Here is a 17,850-nt window from a genome sequence, read left to right as displayed (position 1 = left end):
CGCGCTCACTCCGGGCGCTACGAAATTGAAGCGGGCCCCACATTCGCGGCTACCCAGGCGATCCTCGGCCTACGATGCGGGCGTTTGAGCGCATTCCGATGTCTTTGGAATCCGCGCGCCCGACCAAAGTCAGACGCACAATAATTGATGCAGACCGTTTGGCAACCGGACCCAAGGCAGGCGCGGGCAGTTGATTGACGTGCGTCAAGGGATTTTGCTGTGGATGGAAACCCGCCCTGTCAAAAATCACCACATTCGCTTTCTGGTTGGTAGTGGCAGCCTTGGCGCGAGGTGGGGATGAAGCGGCTTCGGGTGGCTGTCCTGTCGCTTGGTGTCTCAGAATGATTTCGCGTCGCAGGAACGCGTCGGCAAGGCTCGCAACAGCTGCTCGCAAAAATATTGCGAAAGAGGCGGGAAATTATTCTGCATATTACGTAAAGTGCCGATTGAATTCATGAAGTTTGCAAAAGGCCTGCTTGCGTCGACCACGGCGGCGACGGGCTAGACGTTGCGATGTCATCTAAAACGTTGCAGTTGGCTGCTCTCGGCGCATAATTCCGCTTGGCCGGCCGCATGAGGAGGCAATGGAATTCGTTGCGTCGCTTTGCAACTTACGCGATCAATGAGAATTTCGTTTTATAAGAGAGGGTGCAGAAATCGCCTTGCGTTCGGTGCAAATTTGCACTTCTCTCGTGCGATTGGCTGATCCAAAACAAGGGGAAGGAGAAGAAAAATGGCTTCACTGAAACTCAACCTCCGCGCCGCCGCGCTCATCGGCTCGCTACTTGTCGGAGCAAGCCCGGCGCTCGCCGAAGCGGTCCTGCACCGCGGCAATGCCGGCGAGCCCCAGACGCTCGACCAGGCGCATACGTCCATCAACATCGAGGAATTCATCCTCAAGGACCTCTATGAGGGTCTGACGATCTACGATGCCGCCGGCAAGATCGTCCCGGGTGCCGCCGAAAGCTGGGAGCTTTCGGATGATGGCGTCGTCTATACGTTCAAGCTGCGCGCCGATGCCAAGTGGTCCGACGGCTCGCCGGTGACCGCCGAGGACTTCGCCTTCTCGTTCCGCCGCGTCGAGGACCCGAAGACGGCTGCCGAATACGCCAACATTCTCTTCCCGATCAAGAACGCCGAGAAGGTCAACAAGGGTGAGGTGCCGGTCGACCAGCTCGGCGTCAAGGCCGTCGACGAGAAGACGCTCGAAGTCACCCTTGAGCGGCCGACGCCGTTCTTCCTGGAACTGCTGGCTCACCAGACCGCACTTCCGGTCAGCAAGGCGAGCGTCGAGAAGAACGGCGCCGTTTTCGTGAAGCCGGGCGTCATGGTTTCGAACGGCGCCTTCAAGCTTACCGCGCATGTGCCGAACGACAGCCTGACGGTCGAGAAGAACACGAACTACTGGGATGCCGCCAACGTCAAGCTCGACAAGGTGATCTTCTACCCGATCGACGACCAGGCCGCCTCGGTGCGTCGTTTCGAGGCGAAGGAAATGGACCTCGTCTACAACTTCTCGGCCGACCAGATCGATCGCCTGCGGCAGTCCTATAGCGACCAGGTGCATGTCTCGCCGACGCTTGCGACCTATTACTACGCCTTCGACACGCGGCAGGAGCCCTATAGCGACGTCCGCGTCCGCCGGGCCCTGTCGATGGCGGTCGACCGCGACTTCCTCGCCAAGGAAATCTACAGCGGTTCGCAGATTCCTTCCTATTCGATGGTGCCGCCGGGCATCGAAGGATACGGTGATCCCGCAAAGGCGGATTTTGCGGAAATGTCACAGCTCGACCGTGAGGACAAGGCGATCGAGCTGATGAAGGAAGCCGGCTACGGCGAGGGCGGCAAGCCGCTGAACATCGAGATCCGCTACAACACCAACCCGAACCACGAGCGTGTTGCGACGGCTGTCGCCGATATGTGGAAGAACACCTTCGGCGCCAAGGTCTCGCTCGTCAACCTCGACGTCTCGTCGCACTACGCCTACCTGCAGGAAGGCGGCAAGTTCAACGTCGCCCGTGCCGGCTGGGTCGCCGACTATGCCGATGCCGAGAACTTCCTGGCGCTGAGCCTCAGCACCAACAAGACCTTCAACTATGGCCACTTCGAAAATGCCGAATACGACGCGCTGATGAAGAAGTCCTACGAAGAACAGGATCCGGCGGCGCGCTCGAAGGTCCTCCATGAAGCAGAGACCCTGCTGATGAAGGAGCAGCCGATTGCGCCACTCCTCACCCAGGCGGACCTGTGGCTCGTCTCGAGCCGCGTCAAGGGCTGGCAGGACAATGCGCCGAATGCGCACTTGAGCAGGTTCCTGTCGATCGCCGAATAACGAACTGAGGCGACGCGCGGGAGCCCGCGCGTCGCCTCCGGAGCCAAGTCCATGATCTCCTTCGTCCTTCGCCGATTGGCGAGTGCGGTGCCGACGCTGTTCATCGTCGTCACCATATCCTTCTTCCTGATGCGGTTTGCCCCCGGTGGCCCCTTCAATCTCGAGCGTCCTCTCCCTCCCACCACGATGGAGAACCTGATGAGGACCTATCACCTCGATCAGCCGCTCTGGCGTCAGTACGTTACCTATCTCAGCAATGCGGTGACCGGCGACTTCGGTCCGAGCTATATCTATCATGACAACAACGTCGCGCAGCTGATCGGCAAGGGCTTGCCCTATTCAATGGAGCTCGGCTTCTACGCGCTGATCCTGGCTGTAGTCGGCGGCGTCATCGCAGGGACGATCGCCGCGCTCCGTCAGAACAGCTTCCTCGACTTCGCTGTTATGTCGGTTTCGACGATCGGCGTCACCGTGCCGAATTTCGTCGTCGGCCCGGTGCTCACCCTCATCTTCGCAATCATGCTCGCCTGGCTTCCCGCCGGCGGCTGGGGCGACGGGTCGTTCCGCTTCCTGGTTCTGCCGATGATCGCGCTCGCGCTGCCGCAACTCGCGGTCTTCGCCCGGCTGACGCGCGGCTCCATGATCGAGGCGCTCAACACGGACCATATCCGCACGGCCAAGGCCTATGGATTGCCGTCCCGTGCCGTCGTCATCACCCATGCGATGCGCGGCGCGATGCTGCCGGTCGTTTCCTATCTGGCCCCCTGTGCGGCGGCGCTGCTCACCGGTTCGGCGGTGGTCGAGACGATCTTCACCATTCCGGGCGTCGGCCGCTATTTCGTCCTCGGCGCCATCAACCGTGACTATACACTGGTCATGGGCACGGTGATCCTCATCGCCATCTTCGTCATCGTCTTCAATCTCCTGGTCGATATTCTCTACGGCCTGCTCGATCCGAGGGTTCGCCATGACTGATATCGTCCAGATACCGGCGGCCGCGCCGGAAACAAAAGGCCGCAGTCTCTTCCAGCTCGCGGCACTGCGCTTCCGCCGCAACCGCGCCGCCATGGCGGGCTGCATCATGCTGGCGCTGATCGCGCTCTTCTCCTTCGTCGGTCCGTTCTTCTCCCCGCACAGCTACGACCAGGTCTTTCCGTCCTATGTGTCGATCGGCCCGAACCTCGAACCGCGGCCGGATACCTCGACGCTCCAGGAGGTCATGGAAAGCGTTGCGGCGCGCGCCCGCGTGACGCTGAAGGAATTCAACGTCGAGGGCGAAGCCTTTACAGCCACGGTCACTTCAGAGCAGCCGATCGATCCGCGCGCCACGCGCTATTTCGACCGCGCCAACGAATTCGAGAACACCAAGGTCGTCGCGACCGAGGACGAGGGCCGCACGCTGAAGGTCGAGGGCCAGGTGGACCGCGAATATTTCCCGTTCGGCACCGATTCCAACGGCCGCGACCTGCTCGTCCGCGTCATGCTCGGTGGACAGATCTCGATCGCCGTCGGCCTGCTCGCGAGCCTCGTGTCGCTCGGCCTCGGCGTCTTCTACGGCGCGACGTCCGGCTATATCGGCGGGCGCGTCGACAACGTGATGATGCGCTTCGTCGAAATCCTCTATTCGCTACCCTTCGTCTTCCTCGTCGTTGTGCTGGTCGTCTTCTTCGGCCGCAGCTTCATCCTGATCTTTCTGGTGATCGGCGCGGTCGAGTGGCTGGACATGGCCCGTATCGTCCGCGGCCAGACGCTCGCTCTGAAGCGCCGCGAATTCGTGGGTGCGGCGCAGGCGCTCGGCCTCACCGACTGGCAGATCATCCGCCGGCACATCATCCCGAACACCATCGGTCCGGTGATCGTCTTCGTGACCGTCGTGGTGCCGAAGGTCATCCTGCTCGAAAGCTTCCTGTCCTTCCTCGGGCTCGGCGTGCAGTCGCCGCTGACGAGCTGGGGAGCGTTGATCTCCGAGGGAGCAAACAACATCCAGTCGGCGCCGTGGCTGCTGATCTTCCCGGCCATCTTCTTCGTCGTTACGCTGTTTTCGCTGAACTTCGTCGGCGACGGCCTGCGCGATGCGCTCGACCCCAAGGACCGCTGACATGGCAGACACCACCGATTCCATTCTCACCGTCCGCGGCCTCAAGGTGGACTTTTCCACGCCGGACGGCACGGTCGAGGCGGTCAAAGGCATCGATCTCGACGTGCATGCCGGGGAGACGCTCGCGGTTGTCGGCGAATCCGGCTCGGGCAAGAGCCAGACCATGATGGGTATCATGGGACTTCTCGCCAAGAACGGCATGGTCGCCGGCTCGGCGCGCTACCGCGGCCAGGAACTCATCGGTCTGCCGCCAAAGGCCCTGAACGAGGTGCGCGGGTCGAAGATCACCATGATCTTCCAGGAGCCGATGACCTCGCTCGACCCGCTCTACACGATCGGCCGGCAGATCGCCGAACCGATCGTCCACCACCGTGGCGGCACGTTCAGAGAGGCGCGCAAACGCGTGCTCGAGCTCCTGGAATTGGTCGGTATTCCCGAACCGGCGCGCCGCATCGACAGCTACCCGCATGAGCTCTCGGGCGGCCAGCGCCAGCGCGTGATGATCGCCATGGCGCTGGCCAACGAACCGGATATCCTGATCGCCGACGAGCCGACGACCGCGCTCGACGTCACCATCCAGGCGCAGATCCTCGATCTGCTCAAGTCGTTGCAGCAGCGCTTTGGCATGGCGATCGTGCTGATCACGCACGACCTCGGCATCGTGAAGCATTTCGCCGACCGCGTCGCCGTGATGCGCCGCGGGGAGGTGGTGGAGCAGGGGAGAACGCCAGAGATTTTCGAGCGCCCCAAGTCCGACTACACGAAGATGTTGCTTGCCGCCGAACCGAGTGGCCGCAAGGTTTCGCCGCCGGACCACGCGCCGATCATTCTCGAGGGTCGCGACATGGCGGTCGAGTACGCTATCGGCAAGGGCCTGTTCGGCGGTTCGTCCACGGTCTTTCGAGCGGTCGACGGCGTCAACCTGCGCCTGCGGCAGGGTCAGACCATCGGCATCGTCGGCGAGTCCGGTTCGGGGAAATCGACGCTCGGGCGGGCATTGTTGAGATTGCTGCCGAGCAGCGGCTACTACCGTTTCGGTACGACCGATATTTCCGGCTTCGACCGCAGCACCATGCGGCCCTTGCGCCGCGAGCTCCAGCTCGTCTTCCAGGATCCGTACGGTTCGCTTTCACCGCGCCTGACGGTGGGCGAGATCATCACGGAGGGCCTCTATGTTCATGAGCCGGAGCTGAGCCGTGCCGAGCGGGACCGACGCGCCATTGCGGCCCTGAAAGAGGTCGGCCTCGACCCGGCCTCGCGCAACCGTTATCCGCACGAATTCTCGGGCGGGCAACGCCAGCGCATCGCCATCGCCCGGGCGATGATCCTGAAGCCGAAGGTGGTGATCCTCGACGAGCCCACCTCCGCTCTCGACCGGTCGGTACAGGGCCAGGTTATCGAACTGCTCCGCGACCTGCAGAGAAAGCATGGTCTTTCCTACATCTTCATCAGCCACGACCTGTCCGTCGTGAAGGCGATGTCGGACTATGTGATCGTCATGAGGAACGGACGCATCGTCGAAGAGGGGCAAACGGACGCCATCTTCGAAGCACCGCGGGAGCCTTACACAAAGACGCTGATCGGGGCAGCCTTCAACGTGTGACATTTACCGTCGACATTGCGCCTTTCATGATTGCCTCGCGTCTCGGAAATGCCTTATCCCACCCGCCACTCTGGTCTGGCGCCTATACGGCCCTCAGCCGCAGATCGCCAGCTTCGGTATGTGCCTTGAACCACGCATATGTAAGTTCCAGGCCTGCACGAAGCGTATGCCTGGGTCGCCATCCGGTTGCGAACAATTTGCCGACGTCCATCAGTTTGCGCGGTGTCCCGTCCGGCTTGGCCAGGTCCGCCTCGATCTCGCCCGTAAAGCCGACGACGTCGGCGATGAGCATTGCGAGGTCCCGGATGGAGATATCCTCGCCAGAGCCGACATTGAGGTGACCATCCGCCGAATATGTTTTGAGCATGTGGACAATGGCGTCGGCGGCATCGTCCACGTGTAGGAATTCGCGTCGCGGTCTGCCGGACCCCCAGATCGTGAGGCTAGGTTCTCCTTCGATCTTCGCGTCGTGGGTCCGGCGCATGAGCGCCGGGACGACGTGACTTTTTTCCAGGTCGAAGTTATCGCCCGGACCGTACAGGTTGCACGGCATTGCCGAAACATAATCGGCATTATACTGGCGCCGATAGGCCTGGCACAGCTTCAGACCGGCGATCTTGGCGATAGCGTACCACTCGTTGGTGGGTTCCAAGGGGCTCGTGAGAAGAGCGTCTTCCGGGATCGGCTGTGGCGCCAGCTTCGGATAGATGCACGATGAGCCCAAGAACAGTAGTCTCTCGACGCCACACCGGAAGGCGCTGTGAATGACATTCGTTTCGATCAGCAAGTTGTCCAGCAGGAAATCGGCCGGATACCGATCATTGGCGAGAATCCCGCCGACCTTAGCGGCCGCGAGAACCACGGCGTCCGGCCTGGTTTCCGTCATCCAGCGATGCACGGCGTCCTGACTTCGAAGGTCGAGAACGTCGCGCCCGGCCGTCAGGATTTCGCAGTTTTCCTGCTCCAGTCGCCGCACCACGGCCGAGCCGACCATGCCGCGGTGGCCGGCCACAAATATCCGTTTTGCTTCGAGCCGATAAGCGTAGTCCATGGCTGGTGGTCCTCTAGACGCTAGAGTCGATGTGCCAACGCTCTCGCTCCAGACGTTTCAGATCGGCGATCACCATTTCCGCTACTAGATCGCTGAACGTTGTTCTGTGCGTCCAGCCGAGCTTTGCGCGGGCCTTCGCCGGATTTCCCATCAGCAGATCGACCTCCGTAGGACGGAAATGGCGTGGGTCGATCCTGACGAGAATCTCTCCTGTTTTGCCGTCCCGGCCGATCTCGTCCACCCCCTTGCCCTCCCATTCGATGACGCGACCGACTGCCCGGAAGGCAAGAGCCACGAATTCGCGCACCGAATGGGTTTCGCCCGTGGCGAGGACGAAATCGTCAGGCTCGGCGTGCTGAAGAATCCGCCACATCCCATCTACATAGTCTCGAGCATGTCCCCAGTCGCGTTTCGCGTCGAGATTGCCGAGATAGAGGGTGCTTTGAAACCCCCGTTCGATACCCGCAACCGCACGTGTAATCTTGCGGGTCACAAACGTCTCGCCGCGCGTGGGGCCTTCATGATTAAACAGGATACCGTTCGAAGCGAATATTCCGTACGCTTCCCGGTAGTTGATCGTGATCCAATAGGCATAGAGTTTGGCCGCCGCATAGGGAGAGCGCGGATAAAACGGCGTTCTCTCCGTTTGGGGCACCTCCTGGACCTTGCCGAACAGCTCGGAGGTTGACGCTTGATAAAAGCGCACCTGCTCTTCCATCTTCAGGATGCGTATCGCTTCAAGCAGCCGGAGTGTGCCCAGGGCATCGGCGTTGCCGGTATACTCCGGCGTCTCGAAGCTCACCTGAACATGGCTTTGGGCCGCAAGATTGTAGATTTCGGTCGGGCGCGTCTCCTGAATTATGCGGATGAGATTGGTCGCGTCGGTAAGGTCGGCGTAATGGAGAAAGAAGCGCGCGCCCGGTTCGTGCGGATCGACGTAGATGTCGTCGATGCGCTCAGTGTTGAAGGAGGAGGATCTGCGTTTCAGTCCGTGGACAGTATAGCCCTTCTGCAACAGCAGTTTGGCAAGGTAGGCACCGTCCTGACCGGTTACACCTGTTATGAGCGCAATGCGATCTGTCATCGGGTCCAATCCATCGTTGAGCGGCGGTGGCGCCGTCGACCGACGGTCCCGCCCCCACATCCTCAAAGGAAAAGGGAAAGCGCTTTGTTCGACCAGAGGGTCATTGTGGGAGGCGCTCCAGCAATATGGAGGTAAATCCCCCACTTGATGTTCGTAAAAGGTGCTACGCGAGCGTCGTCTTTCCGCTTGATTAGCTTATTCGACCATGCTCCTACCGCAAAGGAAGTAGCCGCGATGCGCGAGCCGTCAGGCCACGAGTCCCACGCCGCCGCCAACTCGCCGAACCGTGATCAGATCCGAGTCGCGGCGGCGACAATATCAGCGCTCCGCTGGCTGGCGTTGTGCCAATTCCTACGGGAGAAGGCTTTCGGCAAGTTCGCGCAACTCCTGGAATGCGATAATAAGGTATGAGAGCTGAAAGCTGCACAGATAGAAGCTTGGTGCCGCGCCGCGCTCCCACAGGAGAATCAGGGCGCCGAGTTCAAGGCTCGGGCGCGTTTGTGATAGCCATGCCAGGGTGGCGGCCAAGGTGAGGCTACCCAGAGCGTTGGTCGGGTAATGCAGCCCCAAGTAGACTCGCGCAAGCTCTACCAACAATGCATAGACCAGGGCGAGGAGTCCGAGTTCGAAGTGAACGAGAAGAATGGCGATCGCTAGACCCACGAACAGAACCGCTCGCTCGCTCGGAAACCCGGGGCTGCCGGCGAACGGCGCTGAGCGCAGAACGGCAGCGTCGCCCAGAACGTCCGGGATCTGAAGCCTAAGTGCGGGGTCAAAGATCGGCTTTGGCGTCGTTGGCAAAGTGTCCTGCAGGAAATGTGCGACGAACGCTGCGAGAACGGCTGCGCAGACACCGCTCACCAGCCTCGCCCTCGATTCCGGCCCGACATGGGAAAACCAGCAACACCAGAGCAAGGATACGACTATAGCGCCTTCCGTGGTCGGGTGAATGGCACCGGAAGCGAGCCGCGTGGCAAAGGGCTGATTGCTCGCTACGGTGTTAATGGCCTTTGCGAGAGGCCTGTCAATCCAATCGGGGTTAAGGGCCAGGAAACTCGTACCGACAAAGAGAAGGAAAAGCGCAGTGGCCTGCGTCAGGCGATGCAAGTCGGATAACCTTCGCGCCATCGGTTCGGCCATCTCGAACTCCTGGGGTAGGTCGGCGCATCCTCTGATGTCCCGCCAATTAAGCGGTCGCAGGAACCTTGCGCTGCGGGGAGGCTGCAGAGCGGCCGAAGAAGGCAAGATCCTGCTCCTGGCGCAGCGCGTCGCATAGTCGCCCGGCCGGAAGCTCGATGTCATCATAACCGAGCACCTCGTCGCGCTTGACGTCGCGCAGCAGGCGGCAGCCCTCGGCGAGCCCGATCGGCAGGAGGCGCTCGGCGTGTACCGTGCGTGCGTTCTCGCAGAGCCCGTAGGTCATGTAATATCCAAGGCCATCGAGGACCTCTCCGGCACGAAGGTCTCGCTTGGCGGCGGTCACCACGTCAACGGCCGGCCCACCCAGGGGAGCAATGGCAGCATCGCGGAAGATTGCGGCCCTCGCCACTGTAAAGGGTACCTCGAAGTGACACAGATGATAGGGCCAATAGAAACAGTAGAGCGGCCCGGGGCCCATCTTGTAGAGTGAGAGATAGTGCTTCTCGACAGTATCCTCTGTGGTGCCAAGAACGAAAACGCCGGGGTTTGGCATGGCGCCGACACAATAATCGACGATCCCCGGCCCCTCGAGGAGCTGATCGAGCGGATACCAGCCGACCGCTTCCTGAATCGGGGTACCGGGCTCGACCACAGGCCCGTACATGCCGCGCTTCGCCACCCGCATGCCTGTGGCGTTGGCAACGATGGCATTCTCGAACGAGATCTTCGTGCCGTCCGCGAAGGAGGTGACCATCGGGGCCTTCATCCCCCACTTCCTGGCAAATCCCTCCTGGGTCGTCGGATTTCGGTAGGGATCGTGCAGTCCCTTGATGTTCCCACAGAGCACCGGACGTACGCCTAGGCCCTTGACCCAACGATAGAGGTTCATCATGACGCCCGGCTGATCTCCCTCAACATTGGTGAGGACCACGCCTGCACGGTCGGCATAGACTTTCAGGATCGGGCCGATCGTGCCGTCCAGTTCGGCATTCATGAGCGCAATATGCTTGCCGTGCCGGATCGCGCGCATAGTGACATGGGCGGCGAATTCGATCGCGCCTGTCGCCTCGACGATGACGTCGATCCCGTCGGCCTCGCAAATGTGCATCGGGTCCGCCGTGATCGCGCGGCGGCCGCTGGCGATGAGATCCTCAAGCGCCCTGGTGCTGGTCGCCTCCGTCACATCGTCGTCGCCTGCAGCGGCATAGACTTCGCGCGCCTTTTCCACGTGTCTGTTGGAAATCGCCGCGAGCTCCATTCCCGGAACATATCGCAGCATCTGCAGCGCGATGCCTCGGGCCATGAAACCGGCCCCGATCATGCCCACGCGAATTGGACGCCCCTCAGCCTGGAGCCGCTCCAGCTCCTTGTCGACGATGAACATTCGCGTCTCCTCTGTAGCGCTGCCCGCAAGTTCGGGGCGGTGGCGGGTTAACCGGCATAATCCGGCCAGTTTTGGTCCTTTTCGGAAACCACCGCCGGCGCATCCACCGGCCACTTCACGGCGAAGGCAGGATCGTTCCAGCGAACACCGCGCTCGGCCGCCGGTGTGTAGAATTCGGAAACGAGATATGTCGCCTCGGTGTGGTCCTCCATGGTGAGAAAGGCGTTCGCGCAGCCCTTCGGGATCACCAGCATCCGTTGGTTCGCCGCCGAAAGCTGGACCGTGAAGTGCTGCCTATAGGTGGGCGACTCGGGCCGCAGATCGATCAGCACGTCGTGCAAGCTGCCCCGGATGCAGCGAAGCATCTTGTCCTCACCATGGGGGGCCAATTGATAGTGAAAGCCCCGCAGTGTGTGTTTGTGCCTGTTGTATGAGATGTTCATCTGCACGACCTGGCCCGGAAGCCCGTGCTCGGCAAACTCCCGCGCGCACCAGCCGCGCGCAAAAAAGCCCCGTTCGTCCTCGAATTTCTGCAGTTCCACCAAGGTCACGTCTGGAATATCGGTCTTTGTGAAAAGCATTTGTAAATCCATTAGGTCAGAAAAACTTCGTCGCGCCGCACATGCGGCTATGCCTCCTGCGCTTCGTTCGCGCCAACGATCCGCTGGCGCCGTGGCGGCTGGGCATCAGACTTGCGTTGGATACAAGAGGCGCGAGCCGTGTACTTCATAGCCGATGGGCACATAGGTCAGGTGTGAGAGGGCCCGCCTCACGCTTTCCCGGCGCTCCGGTTTGACCGCGAACATAAGGAAACCGCCGCCGCCGGCGCCGCACAGCTTGCCGCCCTCCGCCCCTGCCTGCTTGGCGAGGTCGTAGTTGCGGTTGATCTCCACGTTGCTCACGCGCGACGCCAGGCTCCGCTTCATCTCCCACCCGCTGTGAAGAACAGCACCGAACCGCTCTATGTCGACGACGGGCTCCGAAAAAACCTCCTGAAGCATGAAGGCGTAATCACGCATCTGCCGCAGCGTATCCAGATTGCCGGACGTTTTCGCCTTCTGCTCGACCAGCACGGAACTGGCCGGTCGCTGATGCGATGTCCAGAACATCATCAGGTTTGCGAAGAGATGTTCGACGGCGCCGTTGCGCACCCGTTGCGGCTCGACCGTTACCGCGCCTCCGGGCTGGAAGCGGAACAGGTTCATGCCCCCGAACGCGGCGGCATACTGGTCCTGCTTGCCGATCGGCTCCTGGAGGATGTCCATCTCGATGTGACATGCTTCTTCGGCCAATTGGCCGGGCGTGACACGCTCTCCCCGGAACGCGTGCAGGGCGTTGAGCAGACCCACCGTAAACGAGCTCGACCCGCCCATGCCCGTCGAGGCCGGCATGTCGCCGACCGTGGAGATGTAAATCGGTGGTTCGATCTCCAGAAAACGCAGGCATTCGCGAGCGATGTTGTTCTTGATCTCCCCTATGGTGTTTACCTGCTCCGTTTGCGAATAGTTCAGGCGGATGGGTTCATTGAAGATCTCGCTGTGGCGCTTGACGGTGACATAGATGTACTTGTCCACTGCCGCGCTGAACACTGCACCGTAGTCGAGGTTGTAGAAATCCGGCAGGTCGGTGCCGCCGCCGGCAAAACTGACGCGCAACGGAGTGCGTGTCAGGACGAGAGACGGCAGTCGCTGTGCAGCGCGATCGATGATCGTCGGATGGGTCAGTCCCGAGTGGCGATCATGCACTAGAGTATCGACTAGCTGTTCCATATTTCGCTACCTCGAAGTCTACGGGAACGATGATTATGCAATGCACAACTGTGGTGTTCGCCAACGCAGTTCGTCATCGAGCTTCCCCGCTTCGATCAAGTGACCGAGCCAGCGCAGCCGCGTGAAGCGCTTGTCGGTAAAGTCTTCATATCGGAGCGCGATCGAGCGGAACGCCTCGTAGAGCTCCTGCGCTCCCCTTCGTGCCGTCCACTGAAACTCGAAGTCCGGGAAAGTTCGAGAGAACTTGCTAAAATCCGCCTTGTAGGTCCTTTGATCCGCGCCGGGTTGCGGTACCATTATCAGTTCCGCGCCCGGCACCGCCTCTGCGGCGACCTCAGCTATCTCGCGCACCTGAAGATTGAGGCTTTCAACGCCCATGTTGAACGCCTCATTGTGGATGTCCTGAAGCGGCGCCTCCAGCATCAGTTTGAAGTAGCGCGCGACATCCTGGACATGAACCACGGGCCGCCATGGCGTGCCATCGCTATGGACTTCGACACGCCCCCTGGTGAAGGCGCTGCCCATGAAGTTGTTTAGCACGGTATCGAAGCGCATCCGTGGTGACAGACCGTAGACGGTGCCGTTGCGGCAGTAGACGGGCGAGAACCCGTCGTCGGCCAGGGCGCGCAGTGCTTCCTCGGCAACAACCTTCGACCTTGCGTACTCAGTCTGCGGTGCCAGCGGGGCGGTCTCGTCGACGACTGCAGCTTCCGACATGCCGTACATGATGCAGGAGGAGGAGAACAGGAACCGCCGGATGCCGGCCGCCTTGGCCATCTCGGCCAGACGCAACGTCCCTTCCGCATTGATCTGCCGCGTCCAGTCGGCGTTGAGATTTCCGATCGGATCGTTCGAGAGTGCCGCCAGATGGATCACGGCGTCATAGCCCCGGAGATCCGAGGGCTCGATTGCGCGCACATCCTTTGTGATCTCGGGCACGCCGGTATTGTCGACTCCGAGGGTGCATGCACGAAAATATCCCGTGTCCAGCCCGGTCACCTCATAGCCCGACCTTTGCAGCAAGGGCACCATGACGGAACCGAGATATCCATTGTGTCCGGTGATGAGAATGCGTGATGATTCAGTCATTTTTCTCCAATCCTGCTGTCGATAGGAGTTGCCGGGTGAGGTCCAGAAGCGAGCTCTGCTCGCTTACCTGCGCATAGAGGCAGTCGGCCGCTTCGGCCGCCTGACCGTCGCGATCGTCGTCACCGACAAAGAGGGTGCGCGTGAGATCGAGATCAAAGTCGCGTTGCGCCTCGTACAACATGCCGGGTTTGGGCTTGCGGCAGTCGCAGCCTTCGTCCCAGCCGTGTGGACAGTGGTAGATCGCTGTGATCTTGGCGCCGGCGGCCGCGGCCTCGGCGCACATGTGCTGGTGAACGGCATCGAGGTCGGCGGCGCTCATCGCGCCGCGCGCTATCCCCGCCTGGTTGGAGATGACAATTATGCGGTAGCCGGCGTCGTTCAGGAGGGCCAGCGCCTGCTTGGAACCCGGGATCCATTCCCACTGATCCGGTGAACACACATATTGGGCCCGCGGGGGCTTGCGGTTGAGGACGCCGTCCCGATCCAGCAGGATGGTTTTCTCGCGGCTCATGAAGCGTGCTGTTGCGGGAAGACGCTCGATCGAGCCCACGCTGTAATAGCGGTGCTCGCTCACGAAGCCGGCGAGGCGGTGCTGCGTGGCGAGCGGCGTATAGATCGCCTCCTCGAACAGCGTGTCCTCGTCGGGCAGGAATTCGAGGGCGAGGTCGGTCAATATGGCGTAGCTGATCTCGACCCCCTGCAACCCGGGCGTCGTCCGGAGCCGGTCGAAGACGGTCACATTGTCATCCGCATCAAGGATCACGCTGCCGCGTGAATAGCCGTCCTTGTTGCTGTAGACCGTGATCATTCCAGGCTTGCCGGCCGCGCAGAAGCGTTGCCACAGCCGCTCCATCCGCATGGGCCAGTAATTGTCGCAATACAGCAGCAGGAAGCACGGATCTATGAGATGACGGGCATTGGATACCCGGCTGCTGGTAAGATCGTCGGGATCGGTGACAGCATATTCGATGGTGAGGCCGAACCTGCTGCCGTCGCCGAAGTGGTCCATCACCACGTCGGGCAGGTAGCCGAGGAGCAGCAGGACCTTCTCGAAACCCTCCTGCCGCAGCTGCTCGATCTGATACTCGAGAAAAGGCCGGCCGAGCACCGGCACCATCGGTTTTGGCCGATCGAGGGTGAGCGGATGCATGCGCGTGCCGCGCCCGCCGGCCAGAATGACTGCCTGTCGCGGCCGGCTGTAGGCGCGGCCCTCGACATATGCCTGTTGTGCGCGCGGAGACCTCGGTAGGGCAATCGTCATTGACCAGGCTCCGGGCGGTCGTCGACAAGGTATCGCGTGATGGCATGGCAGATCGCCGAGTGGACGTCTTCGACGAGCTCGTAGGCACCCTTTTCGGACCGCACCCATAGCGGCTGATCGACGAGATTCTTGAGCTTCCCGCCGTCAAAACCGACCATGCCGATGCTGGCGACCTTTTTTTCGCGAGCGAGCTCGACTGCCCGCACGAGATTGAGCGAGTTCCCGCTTGCCGAAATGACAATGAGCAGGTCCCCGGGCTTGGCGAAATTCTCCATCTGGCCGGCAAAGATGCGATCATAGCCTTCATCATTGCCGAGCGCCGTCATCCAGGAGACATTGTCGGTCAGGCCCATGACACGGATCGGCTGCCTTCCTGATCGTTTCGTGGCCTTGCCGAGGTCATTGACCCAGTGGGAGGCGGTTGCCGCGCTCCCACCGTTGCCGGCGATGAAGACCGTGCCGCCTGAATCGCGTGTGGCACGCAACATCTCTATCGCCTCCTGGACGGCGTCCGTATCGATCTGCGCCAAGGCGATGCATAGGGACGCCAGATAGTCGTGCGTGAATTCCTTTGGCGGCAGGTAGAAAGCATCACGAGCGAGCATTTGTGACATCCCTCTTCTTGTCCGTCGTTTCTAAAGTCCCTGGGCCCACGTGGTTGAATTGCTGTGCTAAGCAACCGGAGCTCATGGCGAACAAACGGCCTTACATGCCGCAAGAGTTTCACGCAGGATCAAGCAAGAACAGATGATCATTCGGGTAGGCCGCCGGTGCGCGCAGACTAGCTAGCTCCGACCACGTTAAGCTGTTTGGTGCAAAATCGTTCGGCTTCATCCCTCCGGCCAACCCAAAGCGGTAGGCGCATTGCCGGCTGTCCGAATTGCATGCAAGTCGAAAGGTCGGCCGCGGACTGTGCGCATGCCGCTGATATTGCCTCGTGAATTCCGCTTGGCGGTGATGAAGCACATTTGCCATTTCCCTTGTGCAGCTTGGCTTTATCAAGAAGCGGCGCTTCGGCGCGGCCTATTCCGATCCCGCACGCGGCTGCCGACCCGGTCGATGGCCGGCTTGGCAAATATCAAGCACACATTCAGCCTGTCGGACGGGGAGCTGGGCGACGCCGTTATAAGGGCCTGGTCACCGATTCAATTGCGGCATCGCGGGGTTGCTGATCGCCCATACGGCAGCCTGCGTCCTGTTGCGGACGTGAATTTTGCGCAGAATTGCCTTGATGTGAACCTTGACGGTCGCTTCGGCCATGTCGAGCTTGCGCGCTATCACCTTGTTCGACGCGCCCTCGACAAGGCATTGCAGAATATCATACTCGCGGCTAGACAGCTCGCGCTGTGGGCGGTCGGCCTGCGCATGGAAGTCAGGCTGCACATCCCATCCGACGGCCTCGGTTGTGTCCGAGAAGCCGCGGCGCACCAGCGCCAGCGCCACCGACGGAAATATGACTTCGCCCAGCATCAATAAGTCGAGAGACTTGAACAGGTTTTCGGGGCTAACGCTCTTGGTCAGGTAGCAGTTCACGCCGAGGCCAAGTACGGTAGCCAAATCGTCGTGGTCATAGCGGTCAGCGAGCACGGCAATCCGCACCTGCGGGTGTTCGTCCCTGAACCGGAGTAGGTACTCACTCTGCAGCTCCTCGCTGCTGTGAGAGCACAGGACGAGAAGTGCCGGCTTCTCCCTGCCCAGCGGATGGTCCATCACTTCGGACAGTTCTGAAGCCGCCAAGGCGACACGGAACGAAGACCCCACCAGAATGTGCTTCAGACCTTCACGTGAAAGATCGTGGGAATCAACGAGGAGTGTCGGCGTTATTCGTGCCATGTTGTTCAACCGGATCCGTGCCATATTGCCAACTCGACTTACCGCATCTGCTACCATTTTTCTCAATCAGGGTACCTTGGAAGAGCGCGCCACATCCACCCGTGCAGAAGTTTAGGAGCCTCAACTTTTAGCAGGCGGGCCAACCGCGTCCGATTAAACCAAAGTGCTAATACTTTTTGGTCCGGCCCCGCCACCCGAGAAGCGCGCTCAACCAAAGTATCGCCTCCCGGCCCGAGCGTTCCGCGCGCTTTCAGCACCAGGAAGAGAAAAACGGACATTCCTTCTAGGTACCTCCAATGAGCGCCGCCCGCTCTTGCCCTGTTCGGAATCGCAATTGAACCCAGAGTGCTGGCACGCTGTGATGGTTCATCCTTTTCGGCAATCGAGGGCGACATGGCGGAGCTTGCGTCCAATCAGCAACAGATGCGTGAGGAAGTACTCGGTGTGCCGGTGCATGCTCTGGGCTGGGTGCAGGCAGTCGACTGCGTCTTCGAATGGGCTCTGGGACGGGAGAGCAGGACGATTTTCCTCTGCAATGTCCACAGCGTCGTCACCGCTCGCCGCAATCGCGCTCATGCGGAAGCGATAAGCAACGCCGACCTTGTCGCGCCGGATGGGGCGCCTGTGGCCTGGATCCTGAGACGGCGGGGACACGCGGATCAGCCGCGCATCAGCGGCCCGGACCTGATGTGGCATTGTTGCCGGAGGGCATCGGAACTTGGCACGGAAATGTTCCTGTACGGCGGAAGTCCTGACACCCTCCAGCGTCTAGAGCGGCGCATTCGGACCGAATTTGCCGGCATAAACATTGTCGGCTCTTACGCGCCTCCGCGGCGCCCTCTGACTGCCGGGGAGGACGAGGCGGTGGTCAGCATGATCAATCAGTCCGGTGCGAGGATCGTCTGGGTGGCGCTTGGATGTCCCAAGCAGGAAGGCTGGATGCAGGCGCATCGCGGCCGGATCGAGGCGGTGATGTTGGGGGTGGGAGCGGCCTTCGATTTCCACGCCGGCGACATCAAACGCGCGCCGCTATGGATGCAGGATAGCGGGCTGGAATGGCTGCACCGGCTCTTCCAGGATCCGCGCCGTCTGGCGAGCAGGTACCTGGTGACGAACAGTCTGTTCATCCTGGCATTGCTGCAGGCGTCGCTGTTTCCCAGGCGCCGGATTCGTAACGGTTAGAAGGTGAGGCTTACCCAGTGTACA

The 17,850-nt window shown here is 61.0% G+C and carries 15 protein-coding genes; 5 read left to right on the top strand and 10 right to left on the bottom strand.

The annotated features are described in order from the left end of the window. Positions 1–733: 733 nt before the first annotated feature. From AU381_RS12955 to AU381_RS12940, 4 genes are read left to right on the top strand one after another with little or no spacing between them, the layout of a single operon-like run. Positions 734–2,332, top strand: a complete 1,599-nt coding sequence (locus tag AU381_RS12955; RefSeq protein WP_064242177.1) for a peptide ABC transporter substrate-binding protein — start codon at positions 734–736, stop codon at positions 2,330–2,332. Positions 2,333–2,383: 51 nt separating this feature from the next. Then, the gene (gene oppB, locus AU381_RS12950) at positions 2,384–3,307 is read left to right on the top strand and encodes an oligopeptide ABC transporter permease OppB (protein ID WP_064242176.1); all 924 of its coding nucleotides are present in this window, start codon (positions 2,384–2,386) and stop codon (positions 3,305–3,307) included. Beyond that, positions 3,300–4,430 (top strand): ABC transporter permease, encoded by a 1,131-nt coding sequence (locus AU381_RS12945; protein ID WP_064242175.1) that lies wholly within the window; start codon positions 3,300–3,302, stop codon positions 4,428–4,430. Before oppB ends, AU381_RS12945 begins: the two co-directional genes overlap by 8 nt. Position 4,431: 1 nt before the next feature. Then, positions 4,432–6,033 carry an ABC transporter ATP-binding protein gene (locus AU381_RS12940; RefSeq protein WP_064242174.1) on the top strand — a complete coding sequence of 534 codons (1,602 nt, stop codon included), beginning with the start codon at positions 4,432–4,434 and terminating at the stop codon, positions 6,031–6,033. A gap of 82 nt (positions 6,034–6,115) precedes the next feature. On the opposite strand, the gene fcl is transcribed toward AU381_RS12940, so the two are convergent. The 10 genes from fcl to AU381_RS12890 all read right to left on the bottom strand — a co-directional run bounded on the left by fcl (position 6,116) and on the right by AU381_RS12890 (position 16,668). After that, the gene (gene fcl, locus AU381_RS12935; RefSeq protein ID WP_064242173.1) at positions 6,116–7,084 is read right to left on the bottom strand and encodes a GDP-L-fucose synthase; all 969 of its coding nucleotides are present in this window, start codon (positions 7,082–7,084) and stop codon (positions 6,116–6,118) included. A 13-nt stretch (positions 7,085–7,097) separates the two neighbouring features. Next, positions 7,098–8,168, bottom strand: a complete 1,071-nt coding sequence (gene gmd / locus AU381_RS12930) for a GDP-mannose 4,6-dehydratase (RefSeq protein WP_064242172.1) — start codon at positions 8,166–8,168, stop codon at positions 7,098–7,100. A gap of 351 nt (positions 8,169–8,519) precedes the next feature. Next, the gene (locus AU381_RS12925; RefSeq protein ID WP_064242171.1) at positions 8,520–9,308 is read right to left on the bottom strand and encodes a phosphatase PAP2 family protein; all 789 of its coding nucleotides are present in this window, start codon (positions 9,306–9,308) and stop codon (positions 8,520–8,522) included. Between the two features lie 46 nt (positions 9,309–9,354). After that, entirely contained in the window at positions 9,355–10,692 is a 1,338-nt protein-coding gene (locus AU381_RS12920; RefSeq protein WP_064242170.1) for an NAD(P)H-dependent oxidoreductase, read from the bottom strand. A gap of 47 nt (positions 10,693–10,739) precedes the next feature. Continuing rightward, complete coding sequence (gene rfbC, locus AU381_RS12915; RefSeq protein ID WP_064242169.1) at positions 10,740–11,273, bottom strand: dTDP-4-dehydrorhamnose 3,5-epimerase; 534 nt, start codon at positions 11,271–11,273, stop codon at positions 10,740–10,742. A 105-nt stretch (positions 11,274–11,378) separates the two neighbouring features. Next, positions 11,379–12,461 (bottom strand): GHMP family kinase ATP-binding protein, encoded by a 1,083-nt coding sequence (locus AU381_RS12910; protein ID WP_082909940.1) that lies wholly within the window; start codon positions 12,459–12,461, stop codon positions 11,379–11,381. Positions 12,462–12,494: 33 nt separating this feature from the next. Further along, a complete protein-coding gene (locus AU381_RS12905; protein ID WP_064242168.1) occupies positions 12,495–13,550 on the bottom strand; it encodes an NAD-dependent epimerase/dehydratase family protein in 1,056 nt (351 codons plus the stop codon). Then, positions 13,543–14,811 carry an HAD-IIIA family hydrolase gene (locus AU381_RS12900; RefSeq protein WP_064242167.1) on the bottom strand — a complete coding sequence of 423 codons (1,269 nt, stop codon included), beginning with the start codon at positions 14,809–14,811 and terminating at the stop codon, positions 13,543–13,545. Before AU381_RS12900 ends, AU381_RS12905 begins: the two co-directional genes overlap by 8 nt. Beyond that, positions 14,808–15,416: an SIS domain-containing protein gene (locus AU381_RS12895; protein ID WP_064242166.1), complete on the bottom strand. Its 609-nt coding sequence runs from the start codon at positions 15,414–15,416 to the stop codon at positions 14,808–14,810. Before AU381_RS12895 ends, AU381_RS12900 begins: the two co-directional genes overlap by 4 nt. A gap of 532 nt (positions 15,417–15,948) precedes the next feature. Further along, a complete protein-coding gene (locus tag AU381_RS12890) occupies positions 15,949–16,668 on the bottom strand; it encodes a LuxR C-terminal-related transcriptional regulator (RefSeq protein ID WP_064242165.1) in 720 nt (239 codons plus the stop codon). Between the two features lie 369 nt (positions 16,669–17,037). Here AU381_RS12890 and AU381_RS12885 point away from each other — a divergent pair, with 369 nt between their 5' ends. Continuing rightward, complete coding sequence (locus tag AU381_RS12885) at positions 17,038–17,826, top strand: WecB/TagA/CpsF family glycosyltransferase (RefSeq protein ID WP_064242164.1); 789 nt, start codon at positions 17,038–17,040, stop codon at positions 17,824–17,826. Positions 17,827–17,850: the final 24 nt, after the last annotated feature.

The sequence above is a fragment of the Sinorhizobium glycinis genome, from assembly GCF_001651865.1.
GTDB lineage: Bacteria > Pseudomonadota > Alphaproteobacteria > Rhizobiales > Rhizobiaceae > Sinorhizobium > Sinorhizobium glycinis.
Note: the sequence above shows the minus strand (reverse complement) of the source record. Positions and strands in the feature narration are given on the sequence as shown.

Coding starts and splice junctions, on each gene's coding strand:
- AU381_RS12955 (WP_064242177.1), top strand. CDS start 734: ATGGCTTCACTGAAACTCAACCTCCGCGCCGCCGCGCTCATCGGCTCG.
- oppB (WP_064242176.1), top strand. CDS start 2,384: ATGATCTCCTTCGTCCTTCGCCGATTGGCGAGTGCGGTGCCGACGCTG.
- AU381_RS12945 (WP_064242175.1), top strand. CDS start 3,300: ATGACTGATATCGTCCAGATACCGGCGGCCGCGCCGGAAACAAAAGGC.
- AU381_RS12940 (WP_064242174.1), top strand. CDS start 4,432: ATGGCAGACACCACCGATTCCATTCTCACCGTCCGCGGCCTCAAGGTG.
- fcl (WP_064242173.1), bottom strand. CDS start 7,084: ATGGACTACGCTTATCGGCTCGAAGCAAAACGGATATTTGTGGCCGGC.
- gmd (WP_064242172.1), bottom strand. CDS start 8,168: ATGACAGATCGCATTGCGCTCATAACAGGTGTAACCGGTCAGGACGGT.
- AU381_RS12925 (WP_064242171.1), bottom strand. CDS start 9,308: ATGGCCGAACCGATGGCGCGAAGGTTATCCGACTTGCATCGCCTGACG.
- AU381_RS12920 (WP_064242170.1), bottom strand. CDS start 10,692: ATGTTCATCGTCGACAAGGAGCTGGAGCGGCTCCAGGCTGAGGGGCGT.
- rfbC (WP_064242169.1), bottom strand. CDS start 11,273: ATGCTTTTCACAAAGACCGATATTCCAGACGTGACCTTGGTGGAACTG.
- AU381_RS12910 (WP_082909940.1), bottom strand. CDS start 12,461: ATGGAACAGCTAGTCGATACTCTAGTGCATGATCGCCACTCGGGACTG.
- AU381_RS12905 (WP_064242168.1), bottom strand. CDS start 13,550: ATGACTGAATCATCACGCATTCTCATCACCGGACACAATGGATATCTC.
- AU381_RS12900 (WP_064242167.1), bottom strand. CDS start 14,811: ATGACGATTGCCCTACCGAGGTCTCCGCGCGCACAACAGGCATATGTC.
- AU381_RS12895 (WP_064242166.1), bottom strand. CDS start 15,416: ATGCTCGCTCGTGATGCTTTCTACCTGCCGCCAAAGGAATTCACGCAC.
- AU381_RS12890 (WP_064242165.1), bottom strand. CDS start 16,668: ATGGCACGGATCCGGTTGAACAACATGGCACGAATAACGCCGACACTC.
- AU381_RS12885 (WP_064242164.1), top strand. CDS start 17,038: ATGGCGGAGCTTGCGTCCAATCAGCAACAGATGCGTGAGGAAGTACTC.